The 22,081-nt window shown below is 48.9% G+C and carries 22 protein-coding genes; 21 read left to right on the top strand and 1 reads right to left on the bottom strand.

The features are described 5' to 3' along the window. The first annotated feature begins 54 nt into the window (after positions 1-54). The 15 genes from rpmE (at position 55) to B147_RS0116835 (ending at position 14,368) form a co-directional block, all read left to right on the top strand. Entirely contained in the window at positions 55-273 is a 219-nt protein-coding gene (rpmE, locus tag B147_RS0116905; protein WP_020588385.1) for a 50S ribosomal protein L31, read from the top strand. A 77-nt stretch (positions 274-350) separates the two neighbouring features. Beyond that, positions 351-1,412, top strand: coding sequence for a peptide chain release factor 1 (prfA, locus tag B147_RS0116900; RefSeq protein ID WP_020588384.1), 1,062 nt, complete (start codon positions 351-353; stop codon positions 1,410-1,412). Positions 1,413-1,429: 17 nt separating this feature from the next. Continuing rightward, the gene (prmC, locus tag B147_RS0116895) at positions 1,430-2,302 is read left to right on the top strand and encodes a peptide chain release factor N(5)-glutamine methyltransferase (protein ID WP_020588383.1); all 873 of its coding nucleotides are present in this window, start codon (positions 1,430-1,432) and stop codon (positions 2,300-2,302) included. A gap of 154 nt (positions 2,303-2,456) precedes the next feature. Continuing rightward, positions 2,457-3,326 (top strand): 30S ribosomal protein S2, encoded by an 870-nt coding sequence (gene rpsB / locus B147_RS0116890; RefSeq protein ID WP_020588382.1) that lies wholly within the window; start codon positions 2,457-2,459, stop codon positions 3,324-3,326. Positions 3,327-3,466: 140 nt separating this feature from the next. Then, complete coding sequence (tsf, locus tag B147_RS0116885) at positions 3,467-4,063, top strand: translation elongation factor Ts (protein ID WP_020588381.1); 597 nt, start codon at positions 3,467-3,469, stop codon at positions 4,061-4,063. Between the two features lie 4 nt (positions 4,064-4,067). Then, positions 4,068-4,802 carry a UMP kinase gene (gene pyrH, locus B147_RS0116880; protein WP_020588380.1) on the top strand — a complete coding sequence of 245 codons (735 nt, stop codon included), beginning with the start codon at positions 4,068-4,070 and terminating at the stop codon, positions 4,800-4,802. Between the two features lie 2 nt (positions 4,803-4,804). After that, complete coding sequence (gene frr / locus B147_RS0116875) at positions 4,805-5,362, top strand: ribosome recycling factor (RefSeq protein WP_020588379.1); 558 nt, start codon at positions 4,805-4,807, stop codon at positions 5,360-5,362. Beyond that, positions 5,352-6,095 carry an undecaprenyl pyrophosphate synthase gene (locus B147_RS0116870; protein WP_020588378.1) on the top strand — a complete coding sequence of 248 codons (744 nt, stop codon included), beginning with the start codon at positions 5,352-5,354 and terminating at the stop codon, positions 6,093-6,095. Before frr ends, B147_RS0116870 begins: the two co-directional genes overlap by 11 nt. Further along, positions 6,092-6,910: a phosphatidate cytidylyltransferase gene (locus B147_RS0116865; protein WP_157237928.1), complete on the top strand. Its 819-nt coding sequence runs from the start codon at positions 6,092-6,094 to the stop codon at positions 6,908-6,910. Before B147_RS0116870 ends, B147_RS0116865 begins: the two co-directional genes overlap by 4 nt. Further along, entirely contained in the window at positions 6,907-8,067 is a 1,161-nt protein-coding gene (locus B147_RS0116860; protein ID WP_020588376.1) for a 1-deoxy-D-xylulose-5-phosphate reductoisomerase, read from the top strand. The genes B147_RS0116865 and B147_RS0116860 overlap by 4 nt, the downstream gene beginning before the upstream one ends. Positions 8,068-8,087: 20 nt before the next feature. Further along, the gene (rseP, locus tag B147_RS0116855) at positions 8,088-9,170 is read left to right on the top strand and encodes an RIP metalloprotease RseP (RefSeq protein WP_020588375.1); all 1,083 of its coding nucleotides are present in this window, start codon (positions 8,088-8,090) and stop codon (positions 9,168-9,170) included. Beyond that, positions 9,167-12,169, top strand: a complete 3,003-nt coding sequence (locus B147_RS0116850) for an AIR synthase-related protein (protein ID WP_020588374.1) — start codon at positions 9,167-9,169, stop codon at positions 12,167-12,169. Before rseP ends, B147_RS0116850 begins: the two co-directional genes overlap by 4 nt. Next, positions 12,166-12,993: a phosphoribosylformylglycinamidine synthase subunit PurQ gene (locus B147_RS0116845; RefSeq protein ID WP_020588373.1), complete on the top strand. Its 828-nt coding sequence runs from the start codon at positions 12,166-12,168 to the stop codon at positions 12,991-12,993. The genes B147_RS0116850 and B147_RS0116845 overlap by 4 nt, the downstream gene beginning before the upstream one ends. A gap of 9 nt (positions 12,994-13,002) precedes the next feature. Next, positions 13,003-13,698, top strand: a complete 696-nt coding sequence (locus B147_RS0116840; RefSeq protein ID WP_020588372.1) for a DUF554 domain-containing protein — start codon at positions 13,003-13,005, stop codon at positions 13,696-13,698. A gap of 4 nt (positions 13,699-13,702) precedes the next feature. Then, the gene (locus B147_RS0116835; protein WP_020588371.1) at positions 13,703-14,368 is read left to right on the top strand and encodes an endonuclease III domain-containing protein; all 666 of its coding nucleotides are present in this window, start codon (positions 13,703-13,705) and stop codon (positions 14,366-14,368) included. A gap of 43 nt (positions 14,369-14,411) precedes the next feature. Here B147_RS0116835 and B147_RS0116830 read toward each other — a convergent pair whose 3' ends face one another. Beyond that, on the bottom strand, positions 14,412-15,323 hold the full coding sequence (locus B147_RS0116830) for a proline dehydrogenase family protein (RefSeq protein WP_020588370.1): 912 nt from the start codon (positions 15,321-15,323) through the stop codon (positions 14,412-14,414). 55 nt (positions 15,324-15,378) lie between these two features. Here B147_RS0116830 and B147_RS32190 point away from each other — a divergent pair, with 55 nt between their 5' ends. The 6 genes from B147_RS32190 to B147_RS0116800 all read left to right on the top strand — a co-directional run bounded on the left by B147_RS32190 (position 15,379) and on the right by B147_RS0116800 (position 22,073). After that, on the top strand, positions 15,379-15,546 hold the full coding sequence (locus tag B147_RS32190; RefSeq protein WP_169400722.1) for a hypothetical protein: 168 nt from the start codon (positions 15,379-15,381) through the stop codon (positions 15,544-15,546). A 74-nt stretch (positions 15,547-15,620) separates the two neighbouring features. Then, positions 15,621-15,953 carry a hypothetical protein gene (locus B147_RS0116820; protein WP_020588368.1) on the top strand — a complete coding sequence of 111 codons (333 nt, stop codon included), beginning with the start codon at positions 15,621-15,623 and terminating at the stop codon, positions 15,951-15,953. A 21-nt stretch (positions 15,954-15,974) separates the two neighbouring features. Further along, on the top strand, positions 15,975-17,627 hold the full coding sequence (locus tag B147_RS0116815; RefSeq protein WP_020588367.1) for a ribonuclease J: 1,653 nt from the start codon (positions 15,975-15,977) through the stop codon (positions 17,625-17,627). Next, complete coding sequence (locus tag B147_RS0116810; protein ID WP_020588366.1) at positions 17,624-20,017, top strand: DNA translocase FtsK; 2,394 nt, start codon at positions 17,624-17,626, stop codon at positions 20,015-20,017. Before B147_RS0116815 ends, B147_RS0116810 begins: the two co-directional genes overlap by 4 nt. Continuing rightward, positions 20,014-20,637 carry a class I SAM-dependent methyltransferase gene (locus B147_RS0116805; protein WP_020588365.1) on the top strand — a complete coding sequence of 208 codons (624 nt, stop codon included), beginning with the start codon at positions 20,014-20,016 and terminating at the stop codon, positions 20,635-20,637. The genes B147_RS0116810 and B147_RS0116805 overlap by 4 nt, the downstream gene beginning before the upstream one ends. A gap of 113 nt (positions 20,638-20,750) precedes the next feature. Further along, the gene (locus B147_RS0116800) at positions 20,751-22,073 is read left to right on the top strand and encodes a surface lipoprotein assembly modifier (protein WP_020588364.1); all 1,323 of its coding nucleotides are present in this window, start codon (positions 20,751-20,753) and stop codon (positions 22,071-22,073) included. Positions 22,074-22,081: the final 8 nt, after the last annotated feature.

Genomic DNA, 22,081 nt, shown 5'->3' with positions numbered 1-22,081 from the left:
ATATTTAACTATTACGGTCTTTTATAACGAAGACTACAAGGAGTAACGTGTAAGATGAAAAAAGACATCCATCCGAACTACACAAAAACAACAGCAACCTGTGCCTGTGGCGCAACATTTGATATCAGTTCCACAAAAGAGAATATCAAGGTGGAAATCTGCTCCCAGTGCCATCCCTTTTTCACCGGCAAGCAGAAACTGGTTGACTCTGCCGGCCGTATTGACCGCTTCAAGAAAAAATACGCAGGGTTTGACGCAAGCAAACTGGTTTAGCTGTTTTATCGGCAGGTATGTAAAAGGGGTCTTGAACAAAGACCCCTTTTTGAATTTTCATCCGGGACAATTTGACCATGATTGAAAAATTAAAAGGCATTGAAGAACGATTCATAAAGATTGAGCATCTGCTCAGTGATCCGGCCGTCATGGCGGATCAGAAAAAGTACCAGGAATATCTCAAGGAGCACGGTGAATTGAACAAGATTGTGCCGGTGTTTCGGGAATATGAGGGCGCGGGAGGGGAGCTTAAGGAAGCCAAGGAACTTCTCAAGGACAGTGACCCCGACATCCGTGCCATGGCCAAGGAAGAGATACCTATACTTGAATCCAGGATTGCACAGCTGCATGAGCAACTTAATGTTCTTTTGATGCCCAAAGATCCCCGGGATGAGAAAAATGTTATTCTGGAAATCCGAGCCGGTACCGGCGGTGAAGAGGCCGGTATTTTTACCGGAGATCTTTTTCGCATGTACACAAGGTATGCGGAGTCCAAGCACTGGAAGATTGAAATCATTGAGAAAAACGACTCAGCCGCCGGGGGGTTTAAGGAAGTGGTTTCCATGGTGCAGGGCAAAGGCGTTTATTCCCAGTTCAAATATGAAAGTGGTATTCATAGGGTTCAGCGGGTGCCTGAAACTGAAACCCAGGGCCGGGTTCACACCTCTGCGGTAACCGTGGCCGTGCTGCCCGAAGCCGAGGATGTCGATATTGACATCAATCCTGCAGATTTGAAAGTGGATGTGTTCCGTTCTTCAGGGCCCGGCGGCCAGTCCGTAAATACTACAGATTCAGCTGTCCGCATTACCCATATTCCCACAGGCGTTGTGGCTACCTGCCAGGATGAAAAATCCCAACATAAAAACAAGGCCAAGGCCTTAAATGTTCTTAAATCCCGTCTTCTGGACGCTAAGATCCAGGAAGAAGAGGCCAAGCGGGCTGCGGATCGCAAAGGGCAGGTGGGTACGGGTGACAGATCCGGCCGCATTCGCACTTACAATTTTCCCCAAGGCCGGATGACCGACCATCGTATCGGTCTGACCTTGTATAGGCTGGATAGTATCATGGAAGGCGATATCCAGGAGATTATTGATGCCTTGAGAGCTCACGACCAGGCCCTGGCGCTAAAAGAGAACTAGCTTAGGAGAGCTGATCTGTGGATGTCTGGACCATAAAATCCATTCTTTCCTGGACAGATACCTATTTTTCGCAGCGTGATATTGACAGCCCCAGGCTGACAGCCGAGATCCTTTTGGCCCAGGCTCTGGGGCTGCGGCGCCTTGATCTTTACCTCCAGCATGACCGGCCTTTGGAACAGCAGGAGCTTGCGGCGTTTAAAACGCTTATCCGGCGCAGGGCTGCAAGGGAGCCTGTGGCTTATATCACAGGTCGCAAGGGGTTTTTCAAAGAGCAATTTAAGGTCGCCCCGGGTGTGCTCATCCCCAGGCCGGATACGGAAACACTGGTGGAAACGGCTGTGGAGATATTGTCGGAAATAAAACAGGACGGCAGGCAGGCCCGGGTAATGGAGCTTGGCGTTGGGTCCGGGGCGGTAATTATCTCAATTGCCAATGCCTGTAAAGATCATCTCTATTTTGGCTGTGACCTCTCTTTGGTTGCACTTTCCGTGGCCTGTGCCAATGTAAAGGCCTTTGCCCGGGTTTCGGTGCCATTATTTAGAGGGGATTGGCTTGCAGCGGTGGCGCCGCAGCCGCTGTTTGATCTGATTTTGTCCAACCCGCCTTATATCCCCAGTTCCGACATTGAAACCCTGGCGCCTGAGGTTAAGGACCATGAGCCCCGCCAAGCATTGGACGGGGGCGTTGACGGCTTGGATGCTGTCAGGGTGATTCTTGCCCAGGCCGGTGAGCGGCTTTTACCTTCCGGCTATTTGATCCTTGAGATCGGATATGACCATAAACCTTTGGTCAAGAGTCTTGCCAAAGGGTTTTCCTGGGTGGCTGAACTGGATTTTATAAAAGATCTTGCCGGGCATTACCGGCTGGCAGTTTTCAAAAAAATAAATTGATTGTTTCCGCCCTTTTTGATATAGAAATTTGGATTTTGCTTTTGCAAACATATAACACACGCTTGCGGACCTGTGATCCGGTGCTTTTGAAAAGTCGATTTCGGGGATGAGGCAGGCGGATGAACATTAAAACCATTGAAAAATTGGAGAAAAAATGGCTTACATTACGATTAAAGAATTACTGGAAGCAGGTGTACATTTCGGTCATCAGACCAAGCGCTGGAACCCCAAGATGAAACGGTACATTTTTGGTGCCAGAAACGGAATTTACATTATAGATCTTCAGCAGACCGTCAAATTGTACAGACAGGCCCACGATTTTATTAAAAATATTGCTGCAAACGGTGGCGATGTAATGTTTGTGGGTACAAAAAAACAGGCTTCCGAAGCCATTTATGAAGAAGCCAACAGAGCGGAAAGCTTTTATGTTGAAAACCGGTGGTTAGGCGGCATGCTGACCAATTTCCAGACCATAAAAAACAATATTTCCCGTTTTCATTTTTTAAATTCCATTGAAAATGATGGTACACTGGAAAATTATCCCAAAAAAGAACAGGCAAAAATGCTTAAGGACAAGGCAAAGCTGGAGTTTGCCATTGGCGGCATTTCCAACATGAAAAAGCTGCCTGCAGCCTTGTTTATTATTGACTCCAAAAATGAGACGATTGCTGTTAAGGAAGCGAAACGCCTGGGAATTCCCATTGTTGCAGTGGTTGATACCAATTGTGACCCTGATGATATTGATTATGTTATTCCAGGCAACGATGACGCCATCCGTTCCATTCGTTTATTTGCTTCCCGGGTTGCTGATGCCGTAATTGAAGGCCATCAGATATGGGAAGAACGGCAGCGTGCAAAGTCAGATAAGGATGACGGCGAAGGTAAGGCATCTGACAATTCAGGTGAACAGATCGGTATTGAGGTTGTTTCTGATGGTACGGACGGGCCTGTGATTGAAAAAATCAAAAGAAAAACAGCTGCTGCGGAAGGCGCAGAAGCCCAGGAATCTGCCGCTGCTGAATAACAGCCATGGGGTGAAGTCGTCTATTTAGCCCCCGAGAGGTCGCCCGCGATAAAACAAAAATGTAATTCAATTAAGTTGCTATTATTTTTACATAAAAAAATTAAGATATTTAAATATTTCGAAATAAAGGAGCATACAGAATGGCTGAGATTACTGCACAAATGGTGAAGGAGCTACGTGCTGCCACCGGGTCGGGGATTATGGACTGCAAAAGAGTCCTGGCTGAGGCTGACGGGAATATGGATAAGGCAATTGAGCTTCTGCGTAAAAAAGGCCTGGCTAAAGCAGCCAAGCGTGCAGGGCGTTCAACCAGCGAAGGCATTATTTACTCCTACATCCATACCGGTGCAAAACTGGGTGTACTGCTTGAAGTGAACTGCGAATCTGATTTTGTGGCAAAGAATGAAGATTTTGAAAATTTTGCCAAAGATATCGCCATGCACATTGCTGCTGCCAATCCGGCTGGTCTGGTTCCCGAAGACGTAGATCAGTCCGTTATTGAAAAAGAGCGTGAAATCTATCGCGCCCAGATGCTGGAAGAAGGAAAGCCCGAAAATATCATCGACAAAATTGTGGACGGCAAGGTGGAAAAATTCTACAAAGAAGTCTGCCTGTTAAGCCAGCAGTACATTAAAGATCCCCAGAAAACCGTTGAAGATATCCTCAAAGAAACCATTGGCAAGATCGGCGAAAATATCCAGATCAAAAGATTTGCACGCTTCCAGATAGGAGAATAAACGCTTGGATACGAAACCTGAGTTTCAACGGGTTCTGATCAAGTTGAGTGGCGAAGCCCTGATGGGTAATCAGGGCTTCGGCATTACGCCCGAGATGATAAACTATGTGGCTGGTGAAGTGGCCAAGGTATTTCATCTGGGCTTGGAAATTTCAATTGTTGTGGGGGGCGGCAACATTTTTCGCGGGGTGGCGGGATCTTCTGCCGGCATGGACCGGACGTCTGCCGACAATATGGGTATGCTGGCCACTGTGATTAACAGTCTGGCCCTGTGCGATGCCCTGGAAAAGCACGATATCCCCACACGGGTTCAGTCCGCTATCCGTATGGACAGGGTGGCGGAACCTTTTATCCGCAGAAGAGCCATTCGCCACCTGGAAAAGGGCAGGGTGGTGATTTTTGCCGCCGGTACCGGAAACCCTTACTTTACGACGGACACGGCGGCAGTTCTTCGCGCCAATGAGGTCCGTGCCCAGATCCTTTTCAAGGCCACCCAGGTGGATGGCGTGTATGACAAGGATCCCCTGGTCCATGATGATGCTGTGATGTTTGATAAGCTGTCGTATATGCGGGTGATTGAAAAGCAGCTTCATGTCATGGATATGACAGCCATATCCCTTGCTATGGAACATGATCTTCCTTTACAGGTACTCAACCTGCACAAGGCCGATAATATTTATAAAGCGGCCACGGGCGGGGGAATCGGTACACGGATTTATAATAATTTAAAGGACGTGTGAATATGATTAATGAGGTGCTTGAAGAAACCAAAGACCGAATGGGCAAATCCGAGAAAGCCTTTGAAACAGAACTTGGCAAAGTGCGGACAGGAAGAGCTTCCCAATCCATGCTTGACAACGTCAGGGTAGATTACTACGGCACACAGACCCCCCTTCCCCAAATGGCCACTGTATCCGTTCCCGAAAGCAGGCTACTCACCGTAAAGCCATGGGACGCTTCAGTGATCAATGAGGTGGAAAAAGCAATATTAAAGGCAAATATTGGGCTTACGCCTTCCAATGATGGTAAGCTGATCCGTATTTCCATCCCGCCGCTGACCGAAGAGCGCAGAAAAGAGATCGTAAAAAGTGTGGCCAAAACCTGTGAGGAATTCAAGGTCGCCGTCAGAAATATTCGACGGGATGCCAACGAGATGCTAAAGGATCTGCAGAAAGAGAGTGATATTTCCGAAGACGACAGCTTCAAAGCCCAAAAACAGGTCCAAGAGTTCACCGACGCTTCCATCAAGAAATTGGACGACATTTTTGCCGCCAAGGAAAAAGAGATCCTTGAAGTCTGATTCTAAGATTCAGGTACCCGACGGACTGGATTTAAATGCGATTCCTGCCCATGTGGCGTGCATCATGGACGGAAATGGCCGTTGGGCAAAAAAAAGGCTGATGAACCGGGTTAAAGGTCATGAGCAGGGGGCGCAAACTGTAGAAGAAATCGTCATGGCTTCTAGAGAAATAGGCATTGACGTGCTCACCTTGTATGCTTTCTCCACGGAAAACTGGGCCAGACCCAAGGAAGAAGTCAAGGCCCTGATGCATCTGCTTAAGCGCTTCCTTAAAAATAAAACCGAAGAACTCCGAAAAAAGGATATTCGGCTTAATCTCATTGGTCAGATTCAACGGCTGCCTGACGATGTCCGAAAGCAAGCGGAACAAGCCATGGCTGCCACAGAAAAAAATTCGGCCATGATTCTAAATCTGGCCATCAGCTACGGGGCACGTGAAGAAATTACCATGGCGGTTCAACAGATTGCCGCTAAAGTCAAGTCCGGAAGCCTTGATCCCAAAGATATTACGGATAACACGGTTTCTGATCACCTATATACTGCCGGCATGCCGGACCCGGACCTTATAATCCGTACCTCTGCAGAGTTCAGGCTGTCCAATTTTCTGATGTGGCAGGCTGCATATTCTGAATTCGCATTTATACCGACGCTTTGGCCGGATTTCACCAAACAGGAGTTTTATCAGGTTTTAATCGATTACCAGCAGCGGGATCGGCGTTTCGGGAAAGTATGATGCAGCACTTAAAACGATGGCTCACTGCATTAATTCTTACCCCCCTATTGCTTTGGGCTATTATTAGAGGGTCTATACTGTTATTTGGCGTCTTGGTCTGTGTGGTTTCTATTTTTGCGATACATGAATATCTTGAAATCATCTGTGCCAATGATACCGAACCCATTTCCCAGACCACTCGATTGATCGCCTATGGGGCCTGTCTGGTATTGATCATGGGCGCATGCCTTGGATCCTGGCCGATTCTTTTTTTCATTCTTGCCCTGGATATGATGGCCCTTTGTGTGTTTGTACTGGTTCGTTTTTCTACCTTGCCCCATATTTTTGATCTGGTGGCCCGTCTGGTGCTCGGCGTTGTCTATATCCCTTTATCTCTGGCCCTTCTGGTTTTCATCCGGAACACAGAAGGCGGGGCTTTGTGGGTGATTTGGTTCCTCATTGTCTGTTTTGCCAACGATACCGGTGCGCTGTATGTGGGGACGTTTAAGGGAAAACATAAACTTGCGCCTAAAATAAGTCCCAATAAAACCATTGAAGGGGCTGTGGGGGGGCTGGCGATCTCCTTGACGGCCGGGCTTGTATTTAATCTTATTTTTTTCCAGGATATATCCCTTGCCTTGGGGAGTATACTCTGTGCTGTGTGCGTTGCCGTTGCCGCTCAGATCGGTGACCTTTTTGAGTCTGCCATGAAACGGGTTGGTCATATCAAAGATTCGGGAAAAATTTTGCCGGGTCACGGTGGCATGCTGGACCGCATCGACGGGGTGCTTCTGGCCATCCCGGCATTTTATTTTTTTACGGTATTTGTCCTTTGAAATCGCTCACCATACTGGGCTCCACAGGCTCCATAGGCACATCTGCCCTTAAAGTGGTGGGCCTGCACCCGGACAAATTCAGCATCAAATGTCTGACCTGTGCCACGAATATTGATCTTCTGGCAGCCCAGATAAAACAGTTTAAGCCAGCTATGGTAGCCGTGCTGGACGAACAGTCTGCCGGCCGTCTGGAGAAAATGCTTTCAGGCCGGTTCTGCCCCGAAATTCTGTGGGGGGAATCCGGTTTTATTGCCGCAGCCCAATATGTCGATACGGATATGGTGCTTGCCGCCATGGTGGGTGCCGCAGGCCTTGCCCCGGCCCTTGCCGCTATTGACGCCGGCAAGCAACTGGCCCTTGCCAACAAGGAAACTCTGGTCATGGCCGGGGAGATTGTTATGGCACGGGCACGTGAAAAAGGGGTGGATATCCTGCCCGTGGATTCCGAGCACTGCGCCATTTTTCAATGCCTGCAGGGAAACCGAAACCGTGATCTTAAAAAGATTTTTCTCACGGCATCAGGCGGCCCTTTCAGAAATTTATCCCATGACCGGTTTAAGCGTATTACACCTGCTATGGCTCTGGATCATCCTACCTGGAATATGGGTGCTAAGATATCCATTGATTCGGCTACCCTTATGAACAAGGCCCTGGAGGTCATTGAAGCGGTCTGGCTTTTTGATGTCAGTGTTGAGCAGATCCAGGTGTTAATTCATCCCCAGAGCATTGTCCATTCCATGGTGGGATTCAAAGACGGCGGTGTTATGGCGCAATTGGGCGAACCCGACATGATGCACGCCATTGCCTATGCTTTTTCCTATCCGGATCGCATGGATCTTAACCTGAATTTTCCTGATTTTGCAGCCATGAATGGATTAACCTTTGACGATCCTGACACAAAACGCTTTCCATCCCTTGGATTTGCCTACGAAGCTTGCCGCAGGGGCGGGACTTTGCCTGCTGTTATGAATGCGGCCAATGAAGTTGCCGTGGACGCTTTTCTTAAAGAAAGTATCGGGTTTTCAGATATTTTCACCCTGGTTCGTGAGGTTATGGGTGCCCATACCTGCATTGACAATCCTGAGCTTTCAGGTATTATTGAAGCCGATTGCTGGGCCAGGGAGAAGGCACACTCTCTGATCCAAAGTCTTGTGTAACAAACTTTAGGAAAATCGATATGGGGTACTCCCTTTTTGCATTTATCATTGTTATTGGCGTATTGGTTTTTGTCCATGAATTGGGGCATTTTCTTGTCGCCCGGGCCTGCGGTGTGGGGGTTGAGGTTTTTTCCCTTGGGTTTGGGCCAAAGATTTTCAAAATTAAACGGGGAATGACCGACTATTGTATCTCAGCCATTCCTTTGGGCGGGTACGTTAAAATGACCGGGGAAGAGCCTGGCGCAGCCCAGGTTCTGGATGAAAAAGACCGTCATCTTTCCTTTACCCATAAAACTGTGGGGCAAAGGGCGTTGATCGCCGCTGCCGGACCGGCATTCAACTTCTTTTTGGCCATCGTGATTTTTTACTTTTTATATCAATCCATTGGCGTGTACATGGGACTGCCCCAGGTGGGGCAGGTGGTGGAAAATTCTGCGGCCATGGCTGCCGGCATTAAAAAGGGGGATGTCATCAAAGAAATTGACAGTGCCCCTGTTCAGTCTTTTGAAGACATTTCCCGGATCGTATCAAAAAGTGACGGTAAGCCCTTGGATATTCTTGTGGAACGGGAAGGTGAAGTACATGCCTTTACAATTACACCCCGCACCCGGGAAGAGAAAAATCTGTTCGGGGAGAACGTGACCCGGTATGTGATTGGTATCATCGGCACCGGTGAAACCTTTCATCATCCTTTAAACCCTGTTGAAGCTGCGATTCGTTCCGTATCCGACACCTACGGGATGGTGAAACTGACGATTTTGTCCGTGGTGAAAATGTTCACAGGGGCCGTGTCTGCCGATAATCTGGGCGGTCCGATTATGATTGCCAAGATGGCCGGGGACCAGGCCAAAGCCGGGTTTGAAAACTTTGTATGGTTTGTCGCGCTCATTTCCGTCAATCTTGGCATCATTAATTTGTTCCCCATCCCGGTTTTAGATGGGGGGCATCTTTTGTTTTTAAGCATTGAAGCAGTTAAAGGCAGCCCTGTCAGTACCCGGGTGCGTGAGAAAATGGTTCAGGTCGGGGCAGCTTTGCTGATGACTTTAATGATTTTTGCTTTTTATAACGACATAGTCAAACTATTCAACGGTGGATTACAATGATTTCCAACATCGAAATCACGTTAAAGCAGGATTTAAGGGATGCCGAAGGCCAGTCCCTGGTGAAAAAGGCCAATACCTACTTCGGTATTAAAATAGATGATGCCCGCTGCATCAATATCGTGACCGTGGAGTCTGATTTAGGTCAAGATGAACTGGAAACCATACGCCGGGAGGTGTTTACCAACCCTGTTATTCAAGAATCCAGTCTTTGCCCTTTAGATATTGACTTTCATTTTTGCATCTGGGTGGGGTTTCGTCCGGGGGTTCGGGACAATGCCGGGGCCACGGCTGTGGAAGCGGTCAGGGATCTTCTTAAAAAAGATTTTTTGGCCCATGAAAATATTTATACATCTAAACGGTATTGCCTAAGCGGTGCTGAATTGACCCGGGAAGATGCTGAAAAGATTGCCGGGCAGATTCTGTCCAACAGTATCATCCAGCAGTACAAAGTGTTCAGCAAAGGGGAATGGGACAAAAATATAGGCGCGGATGTCAAACCGGCCAAGGTTATTTTAAATCATACGCCTATGTTTGATACCATGGATATTGATACCGATGAGATCCTTGCCCAAATTTCCCATGAGCGCAGTCTGTCTTTGAATCCCAGGGATATCCCTGTGATCCGGGAGTATTTTTTGGATAAAAAGGTCCTGGCAGAGCGGAATCAAATGGGATTGTCAAAACCCACCGATGTGGAGCTTGAATATATTTCCCAGTCCCGGTCCGACCATTGCTGTCACAACACCTTTAACGGCATTTTCAGGTATATGGACACGGAAACCGGTGAAACCACGGTGGAAAATTCGCTGTTTAAAACCTATATCAAAGCACCTACCCTGGCCCTGAAAGAGTCCAAAGAGTGGGTGGTTTCCGTGTTGTGGGATAATGCCGGTGTGGGATCTTTTGATGATCAGAGCAATTATGTCATCACAGGGGAAACCCATAACTCGCCCTCCAATATGGAAGCCTACGGCGGTGCCATTACCGGAATCGTTGGGGTTTACCGTGATCCCATGGGAACGGGTTTAGGTTCTAAATTGTTCATGGGCAGTTTCGGGTTTTGCGTGGGCGATATTAATTATGACGGTCCGTTAAAGCCGCCCCTTCACCCCCGGCGCTTGCTTGACGGAATTATTGAAGGGGTCAAGGACGGGGGAAACAAAAGCGGGGTGCCGACGACCTTTGGGCAGACCCTGTTTGATCCGGGTTACATGGGCAAAGCCCTGGTTTTTGTCACCGCATTGGGTATTATGCCCAAAACCGTGAATGGTCGGCCAAGCCATGAAAAAACCACCTCCCCCGGCGAATTGATCATTATGAGCGGCGGTCGTGTGGGCAAAGACGGTATCCACGGCGTTACGGCCTCTTCTCAAAGCTTTTCCGAGAACACCCCGGCCGGACATGTCCAAATCGGCGATCCGTATACCCAAAAAAAAATGCACGATTTCTTGCTGGTGTGCCGGGACGAGGGTTTAATCACCTTTATTACGGATAACGGTGGCGGAGGGCTGTCCTCTTCCGTGGGCGAATCGGCCATGCTCTCCAATGGGTGTGAGGTTTGGCTGGATAAAGTCCCTTTGAAATACGAGGGTCTGGACATGTGGGAAATCTGGATTTCCGAATCCCAGGAACGCATGACCATTGCCGTTAAGCCTGAAAACCTGGACCGGTTCATGGCTTTGTCTGATCTTCATGAGGTGGAATCCACAGTCATCGGCACATATACGGATTCAGGCAAATTGCATATCAAGTATAACGATCAAACCTGTGCTTATGTGGATATGGATCTTCTCGACAAAGGGTTCCCGGCCTGGGAATTTGAGGCGGTATGGACGCCGCCTGCCGGCCGTGGAATGACGGAGCCTGTGATTTCCACGCCAACAAATTTTAACGGCCTGCTTGAGCAGATGTTGGGCAGACCCAATATCTGCGGTAAAGAGTGGATCATCCGCCAGTACGATCACGAAGTCCAGGGCGGCTCGGTGATCAAGCCCCTGGTGGGCGTCAACCGGAATATCCCTACGGATGCGTCGGTGACCCGGCCTGTGCTGACCAGCGAACGCGGGCTTGCCTTTTCCCAGAGTATTTTGCCCTGGTATTCAAAAATTGATGCGTATCAAATGATGGCCTGTACCATTGATGAGGCGGTCCGTCGGCTGATTGCCGTGGGTGGTTCTTTGGATCACATCGGTGGTGTGGACAATTTCTGCTGGCCGGACATCGGATATGACGCCACGTCTAATCCGGACGGGAAATTTAAGGCTGCCCAGCTTGTCCGGGCCTGTCGGGCCTTGAAAGATGCCTGCATGGCCTATGGCATTCCATTGCTCTCGGGCAAGGACTCCATGTATGTGGACGGCCACCTGGAAGGGGCGTTTGGGGAGCGTATCAAAGTGTCTGCCCTTGAAACGGTTCAATTCTCAGCCGTTTCCCTGGTTACCGATGTCAGCCGTTGTGTGACCCTGGAACCTAAAACAGCAGGGGATTTTTTATATGTGCTGGGCCGCACCGGAGATGAACTGGGGGCATCGGAATATTACGAGATGTTTGGTAAAACCGGTATCAATGTGCCCCAGGTTGACTTTTCAAAATTTAAAACTTTGTATAAGGTCCTGGAAAAAGCCATTCACACAGAACTGGTGTCTTCTTGCCACGCAGTGGGGCGCGGTGGTTTGGGCATTCACTTCAGTCTTGTGGCGATGGCCGGCGGACTTGGACTTGATATTGATCTGGCAGGGTTGCCCCTGACGGATGATCTGCCGCTTTCCAGTGAAAAAGCCTTATTTTCCGAGTCTGCAGGGCGGTTTATCGTCACTGTGGAGCCGACTAAAAAACAAACCTTTGAAAAATTGTGTAAGGGACTGCCCTGTGCATGCCTGGGCATGGTAACCGACAGCCATGACCGGCTCAAAATTTCATCAGGCGGCAATTCTGTAGCTGACTTGCCGGTGGCAACCCTTGATTCAGCATTCAACAAGACCTTTGGAGATAAAATATGAGCGGCGCAAGCGCTGTAAACGCGCTGATACTGACGGGATTTGGCCTGAACTGTGACTATGAAACCGCCTTTGCCTTTGAAAAGGCGGGCGCTGGTGCGCACCGGGTGCATATTAACAGTCTGATCCGCGGCGATGTCCGGTTGGCGGATTTCCAGATTCTTGCATTCGGCGGTGGTTTTTCCTGGGGGGACGACCATGGGGCAGGGGTGATCCAGGCCCTGAAACTGAAGAACAATATCGGCAAAGATTTACTGGATTTCGTGGATGCCGGCAAGCTGGTCATTGGCATCTGCAATGGCTTTCAGGCCCTTGTGAACCTAGGCCTTTTGCCCGGACTGGACCAGGATTATACCCGCAGATCCGTGGCACTTACCTATAATGACTGCGGTAATTTCAGGGACCAGTGGGTCCGGCTTGTGCCCGATGCCGACAGTCCCTGTGTGTTTACAAAGGGGTTGGGTGTATCTGACTATCCGGTACGCCATGGTGAAGGAAAAGTGGTTGCCGATCCTGACGTGATTGAACGCCTTGTTGCCAACCGTCAGGTGGTGTTCCGGTACGCAGACGAAAACGGCGCGCCTGCAAACGGTGCCTTCCCAGCCAATCCTAATGGGGCCGTGGATGATATCGCAGGAATCTGTGATCCCACAGGCCGCATATTCGGCCTGATGCCCCATCCCGAAGGCTACAACCATTTTGGCAACCACCCGGACTGGCCCAGGCAGAAAGCTGCGGCAGCACGCCAGGGGAAATCCATGGAAGAGACCATCACCACCGGGATCAGGCTGTTTGAAAACGGTGTAAAATATATCCAAAGCCTGTAATTCTTAATCATGCTGGGAACCATTGTAAATGTCCTTGCCATTCTGGCGGGGACAACCATCGGCATGCTGTTTCGAAACGGTATTCCTGAAAAGTACAATATCACGGTGCTCCAGGCCATTGCCCTGTCCGTCATTCTCATCGGGCTGAAAAGTGCTTTGGGGTGCCCGGACATTCTGGTGATCATTATCAGCCTCGCCGTTGGTGCCATTATCGGTGAGTTTTTAGCTATCGAAGCGCATTTGAAAAAACTTGGGGATTTTTTGGAAAAAAAATTTACCGATCCAAACGCCACAACCCCTTCCATGTCCACGGCCTTTGTTACGGCGTCCCTTTTATTTTGCGTAGGCTCCATGGCCATTGTGGGTTCCCTTGAAAGTGGGCTCACCGGCAACCATGATACATTGTTTGCCAAATCCTTTTTAGACGGTGTAACGTCAATTATCCTGACCGCGTCTTTGGGCATCGGAGTGGGACTTTCCGCTGGAGCTGTTCTGGTTTACCAGGGCGCCATAACCCTTGCTGCGGGATTTATTAAACCCTATTTGATTCCTTCGGTGGTTAGTCAGATGTCCGGGGCAGGGGGGCTGCTCATCGCAGCCATTGGATTGAACATGATCCGGGAAAAAAAGATTGCCGTGGGCAACATGCTGCCGGCCATATTTCTGCCGTTGATCTATTATTTTGCAACTACCCTGTTCAAGTAGTGTCATGGCCATTGATATTGCATTTTTTCTTGAGACGCTTAAACAGGAGGTTGAGACCTACCAGGTGCCGGTGGTGGATTTGATTGCCGTCCAGAGCCGTTCTGCCTTTAAAGTGCTTGTGGCTACCATCCTGTCCGCAAGAACCAAAGACGAGGTGACGGCGGTGGCCGCACAGCGGCTGCTGGAACAGGCCCCGGACCCTGAAGCATTGCGGGCGCTTTCCATTGCTCAGATTCAGAAACTGATTTTTCCGGTGGGATTTTATAAATCCAAAGCGCAATATTTATCAAAACTTCCCCAGGCCTTGGATGCCTTCCAGGGACAAGTCCCCGATGAAATTGACGATTTAGTAACACTTCCGGGGGTGGGACGTAAAACCGCCAATCTGGTCAGGGCGGTAGCCTTTGACAAGGAGGCCATCTGTGTGGACACCCATGTACACCGGATCATGAATATCTGGGGATACGTGAAAACGAAAACCCCCCTTGATACGGAAAAAGCCTTAAGAAAAAAACTGCCAAAAAAATTCTGGAAAGAGGTGAATCGCATTCTGGTTACCTTTGGGCAGGGCACCTGCCGACCTGTTGGGCCTCATTGTTACCGTTGTGTGCTTGAAAAATATTGTCCTAAAAATGGGGTGAAGTCGGCAAAAGCGCCAAATAGTGCCTGAACGAAAATTTGGAAATTTTGCCGTAGGTTAAGCCTATGTTTTGCTATTCCTTATACACCAATGCTTTTAGAATATGCTTGACCATGGCCGGGTTCTCTTTAAGCCGCCGGGTGGAATAGCCAAACCACTGCTCTCCAAAGGGCACGTAAATCCGCATTCTGTGACCGTTTTGCACAAGTTCCCAACGTTTTTTGGGGGTTACGCCATAGAGCATCTGGAATTCATATTTGTCCTTTGGCACCTGATATTTGTCGATCAGGTCAAGTGCTCCCCGGATCAAAGGGGTGTCATGGGTGGCGATGGCCGCATATACATTGTTTTTCAACATGAATTCAAGGTCTTCAAGAAAGTGGGCATTAATCTCGTGGTAATCCTTATATGCAATGGCTGCCGGCTCCACATAGATTCCCTTGACCAGTCTGAAATTCAAAGCTGCATCGTCTCGACGCAAATCCAGCATGGATTCAAGGTCGTTTAGGGTGCGTTTCAAGTAGGCCTGGAGCACCAGACCGATGTTCTGGGGAAATTCCTGCTTAAGCCGGCGGAAAATATCAATGGAATCATCCACACAAAGAGAGTCTTCCATATCAATGCGGACAAAATTACCATGGGACGCCGCCTCAGCCGTAAGTTCCCTCATATATTCAAAACATATTTTTTTATCGATCAGAAGACCGAACATGGTGGGCTTAATAGAATAATTACCGTTAATTCCTGCAGCTTCAATGGTGCGGATAAGGGATAGGTATGCATCCCGGTTCTTTGCGGCTTGGGAAATGGTTTTGATAAATTCACCAAGGATGTCCAGGGTCACCATAACATTTTCCCGGTTCAAGGCTTTTGACGCGTTAATGGCGTCCTGGGTGGTCTCGCCCGCGATATAGCTTTTTGAAAACTGCCAGATTAATTGGGGTGGAAAATAGGGCAGGGCATGGCTGATTATTCTATGTAGCATATTGTTCTCCTGTTATTATTTATGCATCGTACAAATAATACGGCCCAATTGGGCAATGCTGCTTTCAAGTTCGTCCGACCAGGAAATCCCGCAGTTCAGACGCAGACAATGCCTGTATCTGTCTGTGGTGGAGCATAGCACCCCGGGCATGAAAGAGATTCCCTTCTGCCTGGCTTTCTGGAAGACATCCATGGCATCAACTGCTTTATTAATCTATTCATAGTTTGATTTGCAACCATTTTATGGAAGATAAGTTCCGGTTGCATACTTCAAGACTTCTGTGTTAATTTATTGCGCATGAAACAGTATGTGATAGACGGCTTTACGCTTAAGGATTATACAGAGTTAAAACAGTATTTTGACACGTATCTTGAGGCTGCCACTGTGGGCGGGATCTACTGGCTTGAACTGGATCCGGATATTTTGACTCAAACCCAGGCCGCCCATAAGGCCTGTGGTCCCCACGTGTTTGCCCTGATGCTGGAAGAGAACGCCTTGTCCTGTGAGTTGTTGGTAAGGATTAAAACCAATATCCGGTGTGATTGTATGGGCTATGCCACGGTTGAGCAGCGCAACTGGCTGGTTAACTGGGCAGACGCCGTTCTTGAAAAGCTGTCCATCTGTATTTGATATCGGGTCGGGATAATTTAAATGCTTAAACTCATACCCCTTGGGGGACTTGGCGAAATAGGCCTGAATATGATGGTGGTGGAGTATGATGATGTCATCTTCATCATTGACGCAGGCATCATGTTCCCTGAAGACCATATGCTGGGCGTGGATATTGTTATCCCGGCCATGGATTACCTTCGGGAGAACATGGATAAAATCGAAGGCATCATCCTGACCCATGCCCATGAAGACCATATCGGGGCGTTACCCTACCTTTTGCGCGAGATTCGTCTGCCGGTATACGGCACGGCCTTTACCCTGGAAATTGTACGCAACAAGCTCATTGAGTTTGATCTCATAACCCATGTGGATCTCAACCTGGTCAACCCAGGGGAGGTGCTCACCATTGAACCCTTTGACATAGAGTTTATCCGGGTAAGCCATTCCACCATTGACGGTGTGGGTATGGCCATCACAACGCCTGAAGGGGTGGTGGTTCATACCGGGGATTTCCGCATCAGCCACTCCGCGGACGTCATGAAGAATACCGATATTTCCAGTTTTGCCCGGTTCGGCGAAAAGGGCGTCATGGCGCTGCTTTCCGATTCCACCAATGTGGAAGTAGAGGGCTATGCCATGTCTGAACAGGAGGTTGCAAAAAATTTGGGCGAACTGGTTGAAGCCTCTCCCGGACGGGTGATTGTTGCGCTGTTTGCCTCCAATGTGTTCCGTATCCAGCAGGTGATTGATATTGCCAGACATAATAACCGCCGGGTCATATTCAATGGCCGCAGCATGGAACAGATTACGGATGTGGCCATGCGTTTAGGCTATCTTAAGTGTCCCCCGGGGATGCTGGTGGATATTAAACAGATTCATAAGCTTGAAGACCATGAAGTGGTGATCATCACCACGGGTAGCCAGGGCGAGCCCATGTCCGCATTGGCCCGCATGGCCTCGGGCGTTCACAAGCACATCACTGTCCGCAAAGGGGATACCGTGCTTTTATCAAGCAAGCATATCCCGGGTAATGAAAAAGCCATTGCCGGCATTATTAACAAGCTTTACCGAAGGGGTGCCGAAGTGGTCTATTCCAAGATCGCCCGGATCCATGCTTCCGGCCATGCCCACCAGGAAGAGCTTAAGATGATGATCAACCTGACAAAACCTAAATATTTTATCCCCATACATGGTGAATACCGGCATCTTGTGGTGCATGCAAGGCTTGCCGAAAAACTGGGTATGCCCCGCAGAAACGTGATTGTGGCTGAAAACGGCCAGGTCATTGCCTTTGACGGGGAAAACGGGGGCAGGATTGCGGAGCGGGTGCAGACCGGCCGGATACTTGTGGACGGCAAAGGCATCGGTGATGTGGGGCGCTCCGTGCTTAAAGAGCGCCGGGAACTGTCCGAAGGCGGCCTTGTGGTGGTGACCATGATCATTGACGAGGAGACAGGGGTGGTGCTGTACGGGCCGGAATTGATTTCCAAAGGGTTTGTTTTTGACTCTGCCACAGGCTACCTTGTGGACGACGCCCAGTGCGTCATCCTGGAGATTGTTGAAGAGATTGAAGCCGGGATCGATTCGAGGGTGGAACTGATTCGAAAAAAATTGCAGCGGGCGCTCAAACAGTATTTTGCCTTTGCCATAAACCGCAGGCCTTTGATTGTACCCATTATCATAGAAGTATGAAAAAAGAACTGCTCGGCATCTTCTTAATATTTCTGATTATTCTGACATCAATCAGCCTATTTTCATACCATGCCGGCGATCCGTGCCTGGGTAATCATTTTTTTACTTTTCCTGACCGGGTGAACAATTTGTTCGGCCTGATCGGTGCACATGTTGCCGGGCTGTTTATATTCTTGTTTGGTATTGGCGCCCTCTGGGTTCCTTTGATCCTTTGTCTTTTGGGGTTGTGGCTTATCAGAAAAAAATCCCGGAGAGTCATCTGGCTGACCCTGGCAGGAGGACTGATCCTGATGATGACCACGGGCAGTGTTTTTTTTCTGTTTAAAGAAACCTATGCATTATCCGACACCACAATTTCTGCCGGCGGAAAAGTGGGTGGTTGGCTTGCAGGGGTTTTGATTAAATATGCCAATATCACCGGTTGTGTCATATTCTTATGTTTTTTTGTGCTTCTGGGCGTTATGCTGATCACCGGCATTTCTTTAAAATCAGTGCTTCACGTGGGCTGGAATTGGTTGGTCCGGTTTTTCCGGACAATTGCCCGGGATATGGCCGAAGGCGCCGGATATTTAAGACAGGCCTTGGAAAATAAAAGACAGGAGAGAAAAGCAGCCTGGCTTGCCCGGGCTGAAAAATTAAAAGCCTTGACCGTCCTGCCAAGATTCAATGAAAAAAATGCAAGGGATGATGTTGCCCCTGCTGTGGATGCGAACGATTTTTCTTGTGCGCCGGAAACAAACGGGGATGTGATCCAAGAAGATTCTGTTGTTTCCATACCCCGCCCTAACAATGTCTCTTCGCCTAAAAAGAAATCCGAGCCCGAAAAATCCTTTGGCCCCACAATTGTGGAGGTGGAAACCGATGATAAAGAGTATGTGGCGGATACCATAATAAAAGATATCCGGGAAACCCCCGACTTTGTGCTGCCTGGTTTGTCCTTTCTGGATGAGAAACTAAAAATCCGCAGACAGATCGACACGAATGAACTCCAGAACAAGGCCAGTATCTTGAAAAAAAAGCTGGAGGATTTTAATGTCAAAGGTGAGGTGGTGGAGATTCTCCCCGGGCCTGTTATCACCACCTTTGAATATCGTCCGGCCCCCGGCATTAAATTGTCAAAGATCGTAGGGCTCTCCGATGACCTTGCTCTTGCCCTTGCCGCCATTTCCATTCGCATTGTGGCACCGATTCCGGGCCGGGATGTCGTTGGGATTGAGATTCCCAATGATGAGCGGGAACTTGTAAATTTACGGGAAATGATTGCATCCAAGGAGTTTGTCCAGTCCAAATCCTTACTGACCCTTGGTCTTGGCAAGGATCTTCTGGGCCAGCCCGTGGCCACTAAAATGGATAAAATGCCCCATCTGCTTATTGCCGGTGCCACGGGTACGGGTAAAAGTGTGGGACTTAACTCCATGATCATCAGTTTGCTGTACAAGGCCACCCCCGATGAGGTCAAGCTGATCATGATTGATCCCAAGCGTATTGAACTCTCCGTGTATAATGATATTCCCCATCTGATCACCCCTGTGGTTACGGATATGAAAAAAGCCACCAATGCCCTTTTCTGGGCTGTCCGGGAAATGGAGCGCCGGTACGAGTTATTGGAATTGTCAGGCCTGAGAAATATCACACAGTTCAATGAGATGGTGGACGAACGGCTCCGGGATATTGAGCCTGACACCTCGCCCGAGGATGTTGTGCTTCCCGGCGGACTGCCCCTGGAGCGCCTTCCTTTTATTGTGGTGATTGTGGACGAACTCGGGGATTTGATGATGGTGGCTTCCAAGGACGTGGAGTATGCCCTGACACGCCTGGCCCAGATGGCCCGGGCCGCAGGTATCCATCTGATCATCGCTACCCAGCGTCCGTCCGCTGATGTACTTACCGGCACGATCAAGGCTAATTTCCCCACCCGGCTGTCTTTTCAGACCTCTTCAAAGATTGACGGCAGGATCATCATTGACCAGGGAGGGCCGGAAAGCCTGCTTGGCAACGGAGACATGCTGTTCTGTCCGCCGGGTACAGGAAAGATCATGCGTATCCAGGGCGCTTTTATTTCCGAAAAAGAGATTTCCCGGGTTACCTCGTTTCTTAAAGATCAGCGCCGGCCCGATTATAACGAAGAGGTGATCCAAAGCGATGACGACGGTCAGGAAAAGGTGTTTGACGAATCCGAATATGATGAAAAATACGACGAGGCTGTGGCCTTGGTTACCAAGGATCGCCAGGCCTCCATCTCCTATGTACAGCGCCGGTTGCGAATCGGTTACAACCGGGCTGCCCGGCTCATTGAAATGATGGAACATGAAGGGATTGTCGGACCCCAGATCGGTTCCAAGCCAAGGGAAATATTGGTTAAAAGCTATGATGAGGAAAGAATTTCATGAGCCGGGCGCTTGATTTTGAATTTTTAAATACCATCAAGGGGTTTATGGATGACGATGAGGCACTTCGTTTATATGATCTTTCCCTGACGGCTTCCAGGGTTGGTCCGGTACTTGAAATCGGCTCCTATTGCGGGCGGTCTGCTGCCATTATCGGGTCTGCCTGCAAGCAAAACAACGGTATTTTATTTTCCATTGACCACCATGCAGGCTCAGAAGAACAGCAGCCGGATGAACAATATTTTGATCCGGATCTCTACGATGAGAAAGTTTCAACTGTCAATACCTTTCCGTTTTTTCGTCAGACAATTTCCCGGGCAGGTTTAGAAGACACGGTGGTGCCCATTGTCTGCACCTCAGAAACAGCAGGCCGTATGTGGAAGACACCGCTCTCCATGGTGTTCATCGACGGCGGGCATTCCTTTGAAGCGGCACATACGGATTTTTTGACCTGGGCACCCCATGTCATCCCAGGGGGTTTTTTGGTCATCCACGATATATTTTTCAATCCCGAAGAAGGGGGGCAGCCACCGCGTCAGGTGTATGAACAGGCACAGGCTACAGGGAACTATGATGTGCTTGAAATGACGAAAACTTTAGGCGCACTAAGGGTAAAAAAGTAAAAAAACAAAGTCGTATCCGGCGAAATCTTCGCGTTGACTTTGGTTCATATTATTGATATCTTTTTTTTTATTAATTCAGTTAGTTCAATTTTTCCCAGGGAAAGATTATATTCATGAAAAAGCTTTATCTTGTTGCGGTGGTCTTTCTTTTTTGCCGGGCTGTAGCGCTTGGGCAGGATGGTTCGGGTCCGGGCAGTGTTGCCCAGGGTATTGCGTTGTTTAAAAGCGGGCAATTTGAGCAAGCTTACCAGATGCTGTTTGATTTGTCGGATAGGGCTCCAAACGATCCTGAGCTCAATTTTTATTTGGGCCGCGCTGCCTTTGAATCCGGTCATTTTGAGATGGCTATTATGGTGTTTGAACGCATTCTGATTTATTCTCCCGGCCATGACAGGATCAAGCTTGAACTGGCCCGTGCATTTTATGCCATCGGTGATAACAATTCGGCCAGGCGATATTGCCGACAGGTGCTTGCTGGCGATCCGCCTGAAACCGTTAAGGAAAATATCAAGGCCTTCATGGCCAGGATTGACAAATCCGAGCAGACCCATTTTTTCCATGGCAGTGTTACCGCTGGAATGGATTGGAATAATAATGTCTGGTCGTCACCATCCAGTCAAACCATTGATACCGTCATCGGTGATGTAACGCTGACCGGACCTTCGGCCCAGGAGACTGAAGACTGGTTTTTTTACACGGCGCTAAGCCTTGATCATGCCTATCGGTTCCTTGGTTCGCCATGGGCCTGGAAAACAGACGGTTCTTTTTTTACCGGGTGGTATGATAAGACCCATGCCCTTGATATCCGCTATGCGGAAATATTAACCGGCCCCCAACATATTTCAGGCCGGCGCAAACTTGGATTCAAATTGTTGACCCGGCAGATTGGTCTCGATGATGAACGGTATATGGACAGCATGGGTGCCCGGGCTACGATGGATTATGTGTTTTCTCCTTCTGTCATGGTGCGTACCGGCGCGACCCTTGAACAAAAAAATTATCCTGATTTTTCGGCCATGGACAGCAACAACCTAAGCCTTCACACAGACCTGGTCTTTTTGAAATTCAACACCTGGTTTGACATGGGAGTGGGTCTGGAGCATGAAGATGCAGATGATGATGAATATGGATATAAACGGTTCCGCTTAAATTTTGCCGCTTCCCGTTTTTTGTTCAACAGGACAAACGGCTATTTTAGGTATGAATTTCGGGTGACCAATTACGATGAACCGGGCTATCTGTTTGAGGATAGAAGAAAGGATACCCGGCATACGCTTTCCCTGGGTTTGTCCAGGAAATTGTGGCAGCGTGCCGGACGTCCGGACCAGTATTTTGAGCTGCGGCTGAACTACCAGCGTATCTGGGCATTTTCAAACCAGGACCTTTATGAATATACCCAGGATCTCGTCCAAACCTGTCTTGTATATAATTTTTAAAAGGAAAG

This window comes from Desulfobacter curvatus DSM 3379, assembly GCF_000373985.1.
Taxonomy (GTDB): domain Bacteria; phylum Desulfobacterota; class Desulfobacteria; order Desulfobacterales; family Desulfobacteraceae; genus Desulfobacter; species Desulfobacter curvatus.
This window is presented reverse-complemented; position numbering and strand designations above follow the sequence as displayed.